This window comes from Alsobacter sp. SYSU BS001988 (genome assembly GCF_054796215.1).
In genome coordinates this window covers 97471-110965 of record NZ_JBTAMK010000001.1, presented here as the reverse complement: position 1 = coordinate 110965, position 13495 = coordinate 97471, and the positions used below count along the sequence as shown (strand labels likewise).

The 13495-nt window shown below is 71.8% G+C and carries 13 protein-coding genes; 6 read left to right on the top strand and 7 right to left on the bottom strand.

The window, feature by feature from the left end; genetic code table 11:
- Positions 1-2241 carry a xanthine dehydrogenase family protein molybdopterin-binding subunit gene (locus ACYVO7_RS00545; protein ID WP_460447909.1) on the top strand — a complete coding sequence of 747 codons (2241 nt, stop codon included), beginning with the start codon at positions 1-3 and terminating at the stop codon, positions 2239-2241.
- 19 nt (positions 2242-2260) lie between these two features.
- Here the strand turns inward: ACYVO7_RS00545 and ACYVO7_RS00540 are convergent, their stop codons facing one another.
- Complete coding sequence (locus ACYVO7_RS00540; protein WP_460447908.1) at positions 2261-2635, bottom strand: hypothetical protein; 375 nt, start codon at positions 2633-2635, stop codon at positions 2261-2263.
- A 96-nt stretch (positions 2636-2731) separates the two neighbouring features.
- Between ACYVO7_RS00540 and ACYVO7_RS00535 the strand changes: the two genes are divergently transcribed.
- The 4 genes from ACYVO7_RS00535 (at position 2732) to ACYVO7_RS00520 (ending at position 7178) form a co-directional block, all read left to right on the top strand.
- Complete coding sequence (locus ACYVO7_RS00535) at positions 2732-3109, top strand: YybH family protein (protein WP_460447907.1); 378 nt, start codon at positions 2732-2734, stop codon at positions 3107-3109.
- A 121-nt stretch (positions 3110-3230) separates the two neighbouring features.
- Positions 3231-3848, top strand: coding sequence for a (2Fe-2S)-binding protein (locus ACYVO7_RS00530; protein ID WP_460447906.1), 618 nt, complete (start codon positions 3231-3233; stop codon positions 3846-3848).
- Between the two features lie 3 nt (positions 3849-3851).
- Entirely contained in the window at positions 3852-4874 is a 1023-nt protein-coding gene (locus ACYVO7_RS00525) for an FAD binding domain-containing protein (RefSeq protein WP_460447905.1), read from the top strand.
- A gap of 3 nt (positions 4875-4877) precedes the next feature.
- A complete protein-coding gene (locus ACYVO7_RS00520; RefSeq protein ID WP_460447904.1) occupies positions 4878-7178 on the top strand; it encodes a xanthine dehydrogenase family protein molybdopterin-binding subunit in 2301 nt (766 codons plus the stop codon).
- Positions 7179-7219: 41 nt separating this feature from the next.
- On the opposite strand, the gene ACYVO7_RS00515 is transcribed toward ACYVO7_RS00520, so the two are convergent.
- Positions 7220-7438 carry a hypothetical protein gene (locus tag ACYVO7_RS00515; RefSeq protein ID WP_406856416.1) on the bottom strand — a complete coding sequence of 73 codons (219 nt, stop codon included), beginning with the start codon at positions 7436-7438 and terminating at the stop codon, positions 7220-7222.
- Between the two features lie 167 nt (positions 7439-7605).
- Between ACYVO7_RS00515 and ACYVO7_RS00510 the strand changes: the two genes are divergently transcribed.
- Positions 7606-8019 (top strand): DUF2177 family protein, encoded by a 414-nt coding sequence (locus ACYVO7_RS00510; protein WP_460447903.1) that lies wholly within the window; start codon positions 7606-7608, stop codon positions 8017-8019.
- A 5-nt stretch (positions 8020-8024) separates the two neighbouring features.
- Here the strand turns inward: ACYVO7_RS00510 and ACYVO7_RS00505 are convergent, their stop codons facing one another.
- The 5 genes from ACYVO7_RS00505 to ACYVO7_RS00485 form a co-directional block, all read right to left on the bottom strand.
- A complete protein-coding gene (locus ACYVO7_RS00505) occupies positions 8025-8975 on the bottom strand; it encodes an isoaspartyl peptidase/L-asparaginase family protein (RefSeq protein WP_460447902.1) in 951 nt (316 codons plus the stop codon).
- 75 nt (positions 8976-9050) lie between these two features.
- Complete coding sequence (locus ACYVO7_RS00500; protein WP_460447901.1) at positions 9051-10052, bottom strand: Gfo/Idh/MocA family protein; 1002 nt, start codon at positions 10050-10052, stop codon at positions 9051-9053.
- On the bottom strand, positions 10052-11020 hold the full coding sequence (locus tag ACYVO7_RS00495) for an MDR/zinc-dependent alcohol dehydrogenase-like family protein (protein ID WP_460447900.1): 969 nt from the start codon (positions 11018-11020) through the stop codon (positions 10052-10054). The genes ACYVO7_RS00500 and ACYVO7_RS00495 overlap by 1 nt, the downstream gene beginning before the upstream one ends.
- Positions 11021-11175: 155 nt before the next feature.
- On the bottom strand, positions 11176-11868 hold the full coding sequence (locus ACYVO7_RS00490) for a response regulator (protein WP_460447899.1): 693 nt from the start codon (positions 11866-11868) through the stop codon (positions 11176-11178).
- Entirely contained in the window at positions 11865-13412 is a 1548-nt protein-coding gene (locus tag ACYVO7_RS00485; RefSeq protein WP_460447898.1) for a DUF4118 domain-containing protein, read from the bottom strand. Before ACYVO7_RS00485 ends, ACYVO7_RS00490 begins: the two co-directional genes overlap by 4 nt.
- Positions 13413-13495 lie beyond the last annotated feature (83 nt).

Below are 13495 nucleotides of genomic sequence, written 5' to 3'. Positions count from 1 at the left end.
ATGAGCAACGCCGATTTGCATGTGGGGTCCCCGCGCAGCCGCGTCGACGGCCCGCTGAAGGTCACCGGTCAAGCCCGCTACGCCGCCGAGTTCGCCGCGCCCGGCCTGCTGCACGGGGTCATCGTGTCGAGCGCCGTCACGCGCGGGCGAATCCTGCGCATCGACGCCTCCCAGGCGCTCGCGGTGGCGGGCGTCGTCCAGGTGTTCACGCATGAGAACCGGCCGGCGACGGCCTGGTTCGACTACAAGCACCGCGACGAGACCGCGCCTCCGGGCTCGCCGTTTCGGCCGCTCTACGACGATGCGATCGCCTTCGCCGGCCAGGCGATCGCCCTCGTGGTGGCGGACGACTACGAGACCGCCCGTTACGCCGCCACGCTGGTCCGGGTCGACTACGCGCCCGAAGAGCATTTCACCAATCTGGAGCTCCAGCGCGAGGAGGCCTATACGCCTCCCAAGAAGCGCAACGGCGTGAAGCCGCCGCCCAAGCCCCGCGGCGACGCCGACGCCGCCCTGGCCGCCGCGCCGGTGAAGCTGCAGAACGAGTACAGCGTCGCCATCGAGCACCACAATCCCATGGAGCCTCACGCCACCACGGTGGTGTGGGAGGGCGACGGCAAGCTCACCATCCACGACAAGACGCAGGGCTCGCAGAACAGCCAGTCCTACGTGGCCAGCGTCTTCGGGCTGTCCAGCGCGGACGTGCGGGTCGTCGCGCCCTTCGTCGGCGGCGCCTTCGGGTCGGGCCTGCGGCCGCAGCACCAGCTCTTCCTCGCCGTCATGGCGGCGCTGGAGCTGAAGCGCTCCGTGCGGGTGGAGCTCACCCGCGACCAGACCTTCACGCTTGGCTACCGCCCCTACACGATCCAGCAGCTGGCGCTCGCCGCCGACCGCGACGGCAAGCTGCAGGCCGTGAAGCACGACGCGGTGGCCGGCACCTCGCAATTCGAGGACTACCAGGAGGTCGTCGTCAACTGGTCGGGGTTCCTCTACGACGTCCCCAACGCCGAACTCACCTATCGGCTGGCCAAGCTCGACACCTACACGCCCTGCGACATGCGCGCGCCGGGCGCGACCTTGGGCGTCTATGCGCTCGAGACCGCCATGGACGAGATCGCCTGCGAACTCGGCCTCGATCCCGTCGAGCTCAGGCTGCGCAACTTCAACGCCAAGGACAAGGACGAGGACAAGGTCTTCACCAGCAAGGAGCTTCGCGCCTGCTACGCGCAAGGCGCCGAGCGCTTCGGCTGGTCGAACCGCAATCCCACGCCGCGCTCGATGCGCGAGGGCCGCGAACTCGTCGGCTGGGGCATGGCCAGCGGCGTCTGGGAGGCCATGATGCAGAAGACGGCCGCTCGAGTCACCGTGAAGCGGGACGGCGGCGTCGAGGTCGCCTGCGCGACGGCCGACATCGGCACAGGCACCTACACGATCCTGGCGCAGCTTGCGGCGGACGCCTTCGGGCTGCCCCTCGACAAGGTGGACGTGAAGCTCGGCGACTCGTCGCTGCCGAAGTCGCCTGTCGAGGGCGGGTCCTGGACCGCCGCGTCAGCGGGCAGCGCCGTCCAGGCGGCCTGCGAGTCGGCCCGCAAGTCGCTCCTGAAGGCGGCGCGCGGGCTGGACGGCTCGCCCCTCGGCAACGCCGACCTCGACCATGTGGCGTTCCGGGACGGCCGCGTCGTCCTCGCGTCGGACGCGGCGCGGAGCCTGAGCTTTTCGGAGATCCTCGCCGGGGCCGGCCTCGACGCGATCGAGGAGGAGGAGAGCGCCGCGCCCAGCCGGATCACGCAGATGCTCTACGCCGGCTACACCCATTCGGCCATCTTCGCCGAGGTGAAGATCGACGAGGAGCTGGGCGTGGTGCGGGTCACCCGCATCGTCAACGCCGTCGCGGCCGGGCGCATCCTCAATCCCAAGACGGCGCGCAGCCAGATCCTGGGCGGCGTCGTGATGGGCCTCGGCATGGCCCTGCAGGAGGAGACCCTGCTCGACCACACGCTGGGCCGCTTCATGAACCACAACCTGGGCGAATATCACGTGCCGGTGAACGCCGACATCCACGACATCGACGTGATCTTCGTGGAGGAGCATGACGACAAGGTCAGTCCGATCGGCGTGAAGGGCCTGGGCGAGATCGGCATCGTCGGCACGGCGGCGGCTATCGCCAACGCGGTGTTCCACGCCACCGGCAAGCGCATCCGCGACCTGCCGATCACCATCGATAAGATCATCGCGCCCTGACCGGCCGGGGAGGGCTCGCTTATTGGCCCGGCGGCTGGCGCCCGTTCGCCTTCCAGTGCCATTGGGGGCCCGGACGCGGCTTCTCGGTCACGATGACCACGACCTTCGGGTCGGGCTTCTTGAAGATGACCCTCTGCTCCAGGTCGGCCGTGGCCGGGGCCGGGGCCGGCTTCGGGGTGGGGCGGAAGCGGCCGGCCGCCCCGCGACGAGCTTCCTGCTCGGCCTTCTTGTCGACGACGTCGTAAGGGAAGAGTCTCTCATGCGGCCGCTCGTGGCGCGCCGCGGCGGCCCGGAAGGGATCGTGATCCGCGCCGGAGCCCCGCTCCTGGTCGGACTGCGAGACATGGCTCACGAGCCTCGTGACGAACCGGCCTCGCCAGGATTTTTCCAGCATCAGGACACCGCGACGGAAGACACCCAAGTTACCCTATGAGGGAATTCTCAACGTAGAGTTGCAATCTGCAGAGAAATCGCAGGAAGGGACTTCGCGATGACCATCGACGAGCAGGCCCTGGCGAGGCTCAACGACGCCTGGTTCGCCGCGTTCAACGCGCAGGATCACGCCGCCATCCAGGATCTCTACGCCGAGGACGCCGTCGTCGTGCCGATCAACTCGGGCGTGGTGCGCGGCCGGGCGGGCGCCGGCGGCTTCTGGGCGAGCTTCGCCGAGCACGCCTCGGCGGTCACCATCACCTGCGAGGACCGGCGGGCGATCGCCCCCGACATGGTCCAGGAGATCGGCGTCTACGCCTTCCACATGAAGGACAACCACCGCACGGTCTCGGGCAAGTACCTGTTCCTCTGCCGGATGGAGGGCGCCGACTACCGCATTTGCACCCATATGTGGAACCGCCATCTCTGGGATTGAGCCGGGGCGAGCCGGGCCTGCTGCGGCGGAGCGCCACGGGCGCCGAGGGCCGGGCCGGCCGGAACCGCATGCCCGGGGCGCCGTTGGGGGACAGGTTCACCCCCCATGACCGGAGCCTCCCATGGCTAGCGACGACGCGACGCGGCCGGCCGTCAACCGCCGACATTTCCTCGGGGCGTCAGCCTCCACCCTCGCGGCCCCGCTCGTGGCCGAAAGCCTCGCCGGCCCCGCCGCCGCCCAGACGCGGCGCGAGCCGGACCCGGCCGCGCCCGTCCCGATGCGGCTCAGGATCAACGGGCAGGAGCATCGGCTGGCGCTGGACGTCCGCACCAGCCTGCTCGACGCCTTGCGCGAGCATGTGGGCCTGACCGGCGGCAAGAAGGGCTGCGACCACGGCCAATGCGGCGCCTGCACGGTGCATCTCGACGGCGCCCGCGTCCTCTCCTGCCTGACGCTGGCGGTCAGCGTGCAAGGCCGCGAGGTGACCACCATCGAGGGGCTCGCCGGAGCGCAGGGCGACCTGCACCCCATGCAGCAGGCCTTCATCGATCATGACGCGTTCCAATGCGGCTACTGCACGCCCGGGCAGATCATGTCCGCCGTCGCCTGCGTGCAGGAGGGGCATGCCTCCTCGCCGGCGGCGATCCGCGAATTCATGAGCGGCAATCTGTGCCGATGCGCCGCCTATCCCAACATCGTCGCCGCCGTCGAGCAGGCGCGCGACCGGATGGAGGGCTGACCCATGCGCCCGTTCCAGTACAGCAGGCCCGAAACCCTGCGCGAAGCCGTCGGGCTCGCCGATGTCGGCCGCGGCCCCGCGGTCTCGTCCCCGGTGGCGTTCCTGGCCGGCGGCACGACCCTCGTCGACCTCATGAAGCTCGACGTCATGCGCCCGCAGGCGCTGGTCGACGTCAAGGGCCTCGCCGAGCAGGAGCCGGACATGCGCGGTGTCCAGGCCGGCGAGCGCGGCCTGCGCATCGGCGCCCTGGCCCCGATGGCGGTCGTGGCCGACGACGAGACGGTGAAGCGCGACTACCCGGCTTTGTCGCAAAGCCTCCTGCTCGCCGCGAGCGCGCAGCTGCGCAACATGGCGACGATGGGCGGCAACCTGCTGCAACGCACGCGCTGCCCCTATTTCCGCGACACGTCCTGGGACGCGTGCAACAAGCGCGATCCCGGCTCGGGCTGTTCGGCGCTGGGCGGCGTGAACCGCCTGCACGCCGTGCTGGGCGTGAGCCAGCACTGCATCGCCAGCTATCCGGGCGACTTCGCCCAGGCTCTCGTGGCGCTGGACGGCGCGGTCGAGACCATCGGTCCGCGCGGCCGCCGCCGCATCGAGGCGGCGCGCCTGCACCGCCTGCCGGGCGATGCGCCGGAGGTCGAGACGGTGCTGGACCCGGGCGAACTGATCACCGCCATCACGGTCCCGGCGAAGCCCTGGGCCCGCCGCTCCCTCTATCTCAAGGTCCGGGACCGCGAATCCTACGCCTTCGCCCTGTCCTCGGCGGCGGTCGCCCTCGACCTCCACGGCGGCGCCGTCCGGGACGCGCGCGTGGCGCTCGGCGGCGTGGCCGCCATCCCGTGGCGCGCCTACGAAGCCGAGGAGGTCCTGCGCGGCCAGCGCTTCGACGAGGACCTGGCCCGCAAGGCCGCGAGCGCCGCCTTCGAGCGGGCGCGGCCCGCAGGGGACAACGCCTTCAAGGTGAAGCTCGGCCAGGAGACCCTGGTCCGGGCGCTCATCCAGGCCGCCGAGATGGAGGGCTGACCGATGGTCGACGCCGCACCCGAACCCAAAGCCAATATGGGCCAGCCGGCCCCGCGCATCGACGGCCGCCTCAAGGTCACCGGCGCGGCCCGCTACGCCTCCGACATCCCGGTCGCCAACCCGGCCTTCGCGGTCCTGGTCACGAGCCCGATCGCCAAGGGCAAGGTCCTCTCCATCGATCCCGCCTCGGTGCTGGACATGCCGGGCGTGCTCGACGTGCTGACGCACCAGAACGTCTCGGGCGAGGTGAAGGCCGCCACGATGATGAGCCAGGGCGGGACCGCCTCGACCAGCATCCGGCCGCTGGAGACCGACCAGATCTTCCACGACGGCCAGATCGTCGCCATGGTGGTGGCCGACACCTTCGAGGCGGCGCGCGACGCCGCCTACCGGCTGAAGGCGCGCTACTTCGCCGAACGGCCCTCGGCCGGCTTCGACGCCCCCGGCGCGCAGGAGCGGTCCGCCAAGGACGCCAGCGACAAGCACGAGGATCCGCAGGTCGGCGACGCCGAGCAGGCGCTCGCGACCGCCGACGTGGTGGTGGAGGGGCGATACGAGACCCCGACCCAGCATCACAATCCCATCGAACTCTTCACCACCACATGCCTGTGGTCGGGCTCCGAGCTGACCGTCCACGAGCCCAGCCAGACCGTCTACGGCCTGCGCGCCGGCCTGGCGGAACAGCTCGGGATGGACCAGCAGGACATCCGCATCGTCAGCCGCTTCATCGGCGGCGCCTTCGGCTCGAAGGGCGCGATCACGCCCCGCACCGCGCTGGTGGCCATCGCGGCGCGCCGGCTGGGCCGGCCGGTGAAGCTCGTGACCACGCGCGACCAGGGCTACACGGTCGCGACCTACCGGGCGGAGACGCGCCACCATGTGCGCCTCGGCGCGTCGCGCGACGGCCGATTGACGGCGCTGTCGCATGAGGGGTGGGAGGTCACTTCCCGGCCCGACGCCTATATGGTGGCCGGCACGGATACGACCGCGCGCATATACAAGGTCCCGAACGTGTTCACCAAGGTGAACATCGTCCATGCCGACCGCAACACGCCCGGCTTCATGCGCTCGCCGCCGGAAGTGCCCTACATGTTCGCCCTGGAGAGCGCCATGGACGAGCTCGCCTTCAAGCTCGACATGGACCCGGTCGAGCTCAGGCGCGTCAACGACACCATGAACGAGCCCATCAAGGGCCTGCCCTACACCAGCCGCTCGCTGATGCAGTGCTATGACGCGGCCGCCGAGGCTTTCGGCTGGTCGGGCCGGGACAGGCGCCCCGGTTCGATGCGGGACGGCGACTGGCTGATCGGCTGGGGCTGCGCCACCGCCTGCTATCCGACCCAGCTCGCCCCGGCGGCGGCGCGCGTGCGCTATCGCCCGCAGGGCGGCGTCCGGGTGGAGACGGCGGGCCACGAGATCGGCACCGGCGCCTACACGGTGGTGGCCCAGATGGCGTCGGAGAAGCTCGGCGTGCCGCTGGAGGACGTCGACGTCGTGATGGGCGACACCCAGCTCCCGCCCGCGCCGGTGGCCGGCGGCTCGATCTCGACCGCGAGCGTCTGCTCGGCCGTGGCCCTGGCCTGCGAGCGGATCATCGGCCGGCTTGTGGCGCGGGCCGAGCCGCAGACGACCGCCTCGGTCGGCGGCCCCGGCGCGGGCCTGTCCGGGTGGACCATCGCCCAGGGCAAGCTCATCGGCCCCGGCGGCGAATTCCACGACGTGGGCGAGCTCTTCAAGGCTCTCGGCGCGGGCGCGCTCGAGGAATATGGCGAGTTCGTCCCGCATGGCTCCAGCCCGGACGCCCTGGCCGGGCTCTATGCGGGCAAGTCCGGCATCACCGGCGGCTCGCGGCTCGAGGACCGCATCCAGTACGCATTCGGGGCGGAGTTCGTGGAGGTGCGCGTGCATGAGCGGACGCGCGAGATCCGCGCGCCCCGGCTGGTCGGCGCCTTCGCGGCGGGCCACATCATGAACCCCCGGACGGCGCGCAGCCAGCTGATGGGGGGCTTGATCTGGGGCCTCGGCTCCGCCCTGCACGAGCAGACCGAGATCGACGTGCGGGCCGCCCGCTACGTCAACGACAACCTCTCGGAATATCTGATCCCGGTGAACGCCGACGTGGCGGAGGTCAAGGTGATCCTGCTGTCGGAGGAGGACCAGCTGGTCAACCCCTCCGGCATCAAGGGCCTCGGCGAGCTCGGCAATGTGGGGACCAACGCGGCGGTCGCCAACGCCGTCCACCACGCCACCGGCAAGCGCATCCGCAGCCTGCCGATCCGCATCGAGCATCTGCTCGACGCCTGACGTCCCCCGGCCGCGCTCCCGCCGGGAGCGTGGCCGCGGCCTCAGTGCGTGTCTTCGAAGACCTTGCGCTCGGCCTCGGTGAGCAACGCTCCCGTCTGGGCGAACCGGAAGCGCATGAAGCGGGCCGCTTCGGGCAGCTCGATCGCGCCGCCGCAGCGCATGCAGAGCAGCTTGTTGTCGGTCTTGGCCCAGGTGAACAGGCTGGGAGTCCTGTTGCCGCAACCCGGGCAGGGCTTCTGGAATTCAGCGAACTCGAACATCGCGAGCACCCGCGAGCAGAGGCGCCCCCCAACCCGCACTCTGCCAAAACAGGAGGGCTGCGTCGAATCACCCTCTCGTGCCCGCCGCCGTGATCCAGCTTGCCTTCCGGTACGCACACAGGAGGCGTCCGACCATCCGGCCGCGCCTTCGGAGCGGACGTTCGGGCATGAAGCGAGCCATCATCCTCTATCTCTGCGCCGCGGCCGTGATGCTGCCCCTCGATCTCGCCTGGCTGTCGATCGTGGCGCGCAAGTTCTACATGGAGCAGATCGGCGCGCTGCTGCTCGACAAGCCGAACCTGCCGGTCGCGGCCGCCTTCTACCTGCTCTATGTCGTCGGCATCGTGGTCTTCGCCATGATGCCGGCCGTGCGCTCGGGCCAATGGACCGACGCGGCCCTCTATGGTGCGCTGTTCGGCTTCTTCGCCTACGCCACCTACGATCTCACCAACTGGGCGACGCTGCGCGGCTACACGCCCGCGATGGCGCTGGTCGACATCGCCTGGGGCGCGACCGTGACGGCCGTCTCGGCCACGGTCGCCTATCTGCTGGCCCGCCGCTTCGCCGACCTCTCCGGCTGAGAGGTTCAGCCGGCCGGCCCGAGCGCGTAGACCTCGTCGTGGGTGGCGACGCTGAGGCGCCCGTCCGGCCCGATCCAGCCGCGGAACATGCCGTCGGTGTTGTAGGGCGCGGCGATGCGCCCCTGCGCGTCGATGGCGACGAGCCCGGCTCCGATCCCGTGGGGCGCGAGGTCCTCCATGACGACGCGGCGCGAGGCCGTCTCGACGTCCTCGCCCAGATAGGCCATGCGGCTGGCGATCTCGTGCCCGACCACGTGGCGGATGAAGAACTCGCCCTTGCCGGTGCCCGACACCGCGCAGACGCCGTCGCGCGCATAGGTCCCGGCGCCGATGACCGGGCTGTCGCCGACGCGGCCGACCGGCTTGTTGGTGAACCCGCCCGTCGAGGTGGCGGCGGCCAGATGGCCCTTCGCGTCGAGCGCGACGGCCCCGACGGTGCCGTGCTTCTCGGCCTCGCTGGCCTCGGCCGCCGTCCCGGCGCGCAGGCGCGCCTGCATGGAGGCGAGCGCGTCGCGGCGCCTCTGGGTGCCGAAGTAAGCGGGGTCCTCGACCGGCAGGCCGGCGGCGGCGGCGAAGCGGTCGGCGGCGTCGCCCGTCAGCATCACGGTCTCGCCGCCCTCCATCAGCGCGCGGGCGGCCCGGACCGGGTTGCGGATGCGCCGCGCCGCGCAGACCGCGCCGGCGCCCAGCGTCGCGCCGTCCATGATGGCGGCGTCGAGCTCGTTCTCGCCCGCGGCGTTGAAGGCCGCCCCATGGCCGGCGTTGAAATGCGGCGAGTCCTCCATCGTGGTCACGGCGGCCTCGACCGCGTCGACGGCGCTCCCGCCGGCCTGCAGCCGGGCCCAGCCGGCCCGGAGCGCGCGCGCCAGGTCGTCGCGCGCGGCGCGCCACTCGTCCTCCGAGAGGCCGAGCCTGGCCATCACCCCGCATCCGCCATGGATCGCTATCGCCGGCATGTCGTCCTCGTCCGTCAGTGAGCCTCGCCGCAGGCGCGGGGCCGAATCGCCCGAGGCTCGCACGAGCCGGGCCGATCAGGAACCGGGGCGCCCGTAGATCCGGTCGAGGGCGCGGCTGACGTCCACGAGCCGCATGGCTTGCGGGTCGAAGCGCTCGCCGGCCGCCAGCCGGCGGGCCCAGTCGGCCGCCGCGCGGCCGCCCCAGGCGTCCGGCGGGGCGGAGAGCTCCTCCCGGGCGGTCCCGCGGAATCGCTCGGCCCGGAAGTCGTAGAACGAGCCGTCGACGTTGCGCAGCGCCGCGCCGCCCTCCGTCCCGTAGAAGGCGGCCGAGACGATGGCGTCGCAGCCGGCCTGCAGCCGCCACGAACAGGCGAGCTGGACCACCGCGCCGGTGTCCAGCGTGAGCGACGCGACGGCGTAGTCCTCCACCCGGTCGGCGCGGCCGGCCAGCGGCTCGCCCCCGGCGAAGAGCGAGCTGGTCGCGCCGGTCACGCCGGGAAAGCCCAGCGTCCACAGCGCCAGGTCGACGAGGTGGACGCCGAGATCCATCACGCAGCCGCCGCCCGACTGGGCCTGATCGTAGAACCACGGCTTGTCCGGCCCATAGGCGTTGTGGAAGACGAGGTCGACCGCGTAGACGCGTCCCAGTCCCCCGGACGCGACGACGTCGCGGATCTTCGCCATGCCCTCCGTGAAGCGGTAGGAGAGGTCGACGCAGAGCAGGCGGTCGGCCCTGCGGGCCGCGTCCACCACGGCCTGGGCTTCCGCGGCGGTGCGGCCGAGGGGCTTCTGGCAGAACACCGCGACGCCGCGCTCCAGCGCCCGGATGGACTGCTCGGCGTGAAGGGCGCTCGGGGTGGCGATGACGACGCCGTCGATCCCGGCGTCCAGAAGGTCGTCGAGCGTGGCGGCCTGCAGGGCCCTCGGGGCGAGGCGCCCGGCCTCCTGCGCCATCTCGGGCGAGGGGTCGGCGACGGCGGCCGCCTCGACGAGCCCGGTCTCCAGGATGGCCTGCATGCGGTGGCGGCCGATCCAGCCGACGCCGAGAAAGCCGATGCGGGGGCGACGCGCCGCCATCAGAAGGTCACCAGCGCCTTGAGGAAGCCGTCCGGTCGGTCGCGCGTGGCGTCCAGGGCGTCGCCCAGCCGGTCCAGCGGGAAGCGGTGCGTGTAGAGGCCCGACGGGTCCAGCCGGCCGGACGCCACCGCGTCGACCGCCTCGCGGATGCCCTGCATGTAAACCTTCGGGTCGCGCTCATGGGCGTTGATGACGTCGAGGCCGCGCCAGTTCCACAGCCACATGTTCACCTGCCGCGGTCCGTCCTGGTGGTAGCCGGCCACGATCAGCCGTCCGCGCTCGCGGGTGATCTCGGCCGCGAGGTCGAGCGGCCATTGCTTGCCGACCGCCTCGATGACCCGGTCGCAGAAGACGCCGCCCGTGAGGTCCTTGACCCGGGCGATGACGGCGCCGTGGTCCTCCATCGGGATCGTCTCGGCCGCGCCCATGCGCCGCGCGAGGTCGAGCGAATAATCCCGGCGCGAGATGGCGATGACCCTGGCGCCGGCGTCCGCGGCGAGGCGGGTCAGGATGGCCCCGAGGAAGCCGACGCCGACGATCGCTACCGTCTGGCCGGCCTCGATTCCGCTGCGCCGGAAGATGTTCATAGCGCAGCCCAGCGGCTCGCCCGGGAAGGGCTGGCCGGCCAACGCATCCGGGAGCCTGACGACGTTCCGGGCGTCCGCCACGTCGTATTCGGCGTAGCTCCTGAACGAGAGCGCCGCGACGCGGTCGCCTGGGGCGAGCTCCTGGACGCCCTCGCCCAGCGCGTCGACGACGCCCCAGCCCTCATGGCCGAGATCGCCTGGCTGGGTCGGAAACTCCATCCAGTCCGGCCCGGCCCAGGGCGTCAGGTTGGAGGCGCAGACTCCGCAGCCTTCGAGACGGATCCGGACCTGCCCGGCCCCGGGGACCGGGATGGGAGCCTCGACCACGGTCGCCCGGCCGGCGGCCTCCAGGCGGGCCGCCCTCATCGTCCCGGCGCTCATCGGACGGCGCCCCGGGTCCTGGAGCGACGCGGGGCGGAAGGCGCGGGCGAATGAAGCATGAGGACCGTCTCGCTGGAGGCTGACACGGGCGCAAACGCGTCATCGCCGTGAAAGTTGCGCTCTAGCTGCCCCGGGCCGCAGGCGGACGCGGGCCGTCACCCGGCGTCGCTCAGGCGGTAGCCCACCCCCGTCTCGGTCACGATGTGCTCGGGCCGTTCCGGGTCCCGCTCGATCTTCTGGCGCAGCTGGCGGACATAGATGCGCAGATACTGCACGTCGACGGTCGGCCCCCACACCTCCTGCATCAGCGCCTTGTGGGTGAGCACCCTGCCGGCGTTCAAGACCAGGACTCGCAGGATCGCCCACTCCTTGTTGGACAGCTTCACGTCGACGCCGCCGACCTGGACGATGCGGCGGGTGAGGTCGACGAGGAGGTCGCCGCTGCGGAACACCGCTTCGGCCCCCTGCTGCTGGATGCGGTGGCGGAGCGCCGTGCGGATCCGGGCGACCAGCTCGGCCATGCCGAAGGGCTTGGTGACATAGTCGTCGGCCCCGAGGTCCAAGGCCTCCACCTTGCCCCGCTCGTCGTCCCTGCTCGAAAGCACGATGATGGGCGTGGGGTCGCCCGAGGCCCGCAGGCGCCGGATCACCTCCAGGCCGCCGATGTCCGGCAGGCCGAGATCGAGCAGGATCGCGTCCGGCGCGTCGCGGGCGGCGGCGGCGAGCGCGGCGGCTCCGGTGGCGGCCTCCAGCACGCGGTAGCCCTGCGCGCCGAGGCTCGTGCGCATGAGCCTGCGGATCGGACCCTCGTCGTCGACGACCAGCAGCGGGATGGCGGGCGTGGTCATGGGTCGGCTCCGGGCGCAGGGGAGGCGAGCGTCAGCGGGAAGGCCAGCGTGAACACGGCTCCGCGCCCTCCGGCCCCATCGCGCGCCGAAACGGTCCCGCCCAGCGCCTCGACGAAGCCGCGGACGATCGCCAGCCCGAGCCCGGTCCCGGCCGGCCGCGGCCCGGCCCCTGGGGCGCGGTAGAACAGGTCGAACACCCGCTCGGGCGCGTCGGGCGGCAAGCCCGGCCCCTCGTCGGCGACCTGGATCCTGACGCCGTCCGCCTCGGCCTGCGCCGAGAGCGTCACGGCGGAGCCCGCCGGAGCGTATTTGACAGCATTATCGACCAGATTGACGACCGCCTGCTCCAGCAGCGCGGCGTCGAGATCCAGCAGGGGGAGCTCGCCGGCGACCTGCACGACGATCCGGTGATCCCTGGTCAGCGACGCCGTGCGCCGGAGGGCCGCCCCGATCGTTTCGCCCACATCGGTCGGCTCGCGAAGGAGCCGGACGGCGCCCGCCTCCAGCCGCGTCATGTCCAGGAGGTTGCCGACGAAGCGGGTCATGCGCTCGGCCTCGTCCTGGATCGTGGCGGCGAGCTCGTCGCGCGAGGCCGCGTCGTAGAGGGCGCCATACTCGCGCAGCGCCGTGATCGCGCCCGTGATGGAGGCGAGCGGCGTCTTCAGGTCATGCGAGAGCGAGTTCAGCAGGGCCGAGCGCAACCGCTCCGCCTCCGCGGCGAGCCGGGCCTCGTCCCGCTCCGCCGCGAGCCTGGTGCGCTCCACGGCGACGGCGATCATGTCCGCCAGCGCCCGCACGAGCCGTTCGTCCTCGGCCGACAGGGCGCCGTCCGGCGAGGGGCCGAGCCCCACCGCGCCCGTCACGCCGTGGCTGGCGCGCATGGGAAAGTAGAAGCGCTCGCCAAAGCGCAGGACCTCACGGTCCACGCCGGAGGCCTTGGCTGCGTCGCTCCAGGCCGACTGGACGGCCTGGCGCTCGAGGTCCGACGCTGCGGCACCGGCCTGCGAGGCCGCCCCGGTCTCCAGCGCGCCGGACGGGGCGCGCAACAACAGGATGACGTCGCGCCCCATCAGCTTGGCCATGCGGGCGACCGTGGCGCCGAGCAGGTCGTCCCCGGCCTGCGCGTCGGCGATGTCGCGGCTGAAGGCGAACAGCGCCTCGTTGGTCTCCGCCCGGCTGCGGGCTTCGAGCGCACGCCGCCGCGCCCGGGCCGCGAGGTTGCTGGTGATCACCGCCACGATGGTGAAGAAGACCAGCGCGGCGACGTGCCTGGGTTCCGACACCACGAAGGTGTAGAGCGGCGGCAGGAAAAAGAAGTTGTAGGCCAGCACGGTCGCGATCGACGCCGCGATGGAGGGCCCCAGGCCGTAGCGGGCCGCGATCGCCACGACGGCGGTCAGGAACACGAGGTCGATGTTCTCCAGGCCGAGCACGGGCTCGAACAGCTTGGCGAAGCCGAGCGCCCCCAGCACCGCCAGCGCCGTGGCGGCGGCCGGAGCGAGTCCGCCCTGGTCGCTCCGTCTCTGGTCCGTCCGCTGCGCCATGCCGCCCGCCCGTCTGGTCCGCGCCGTCGGGGACATGAGGGGCGCCGGTCCCGGAACGTATAGGAAAGTCATATGTGAAAGGA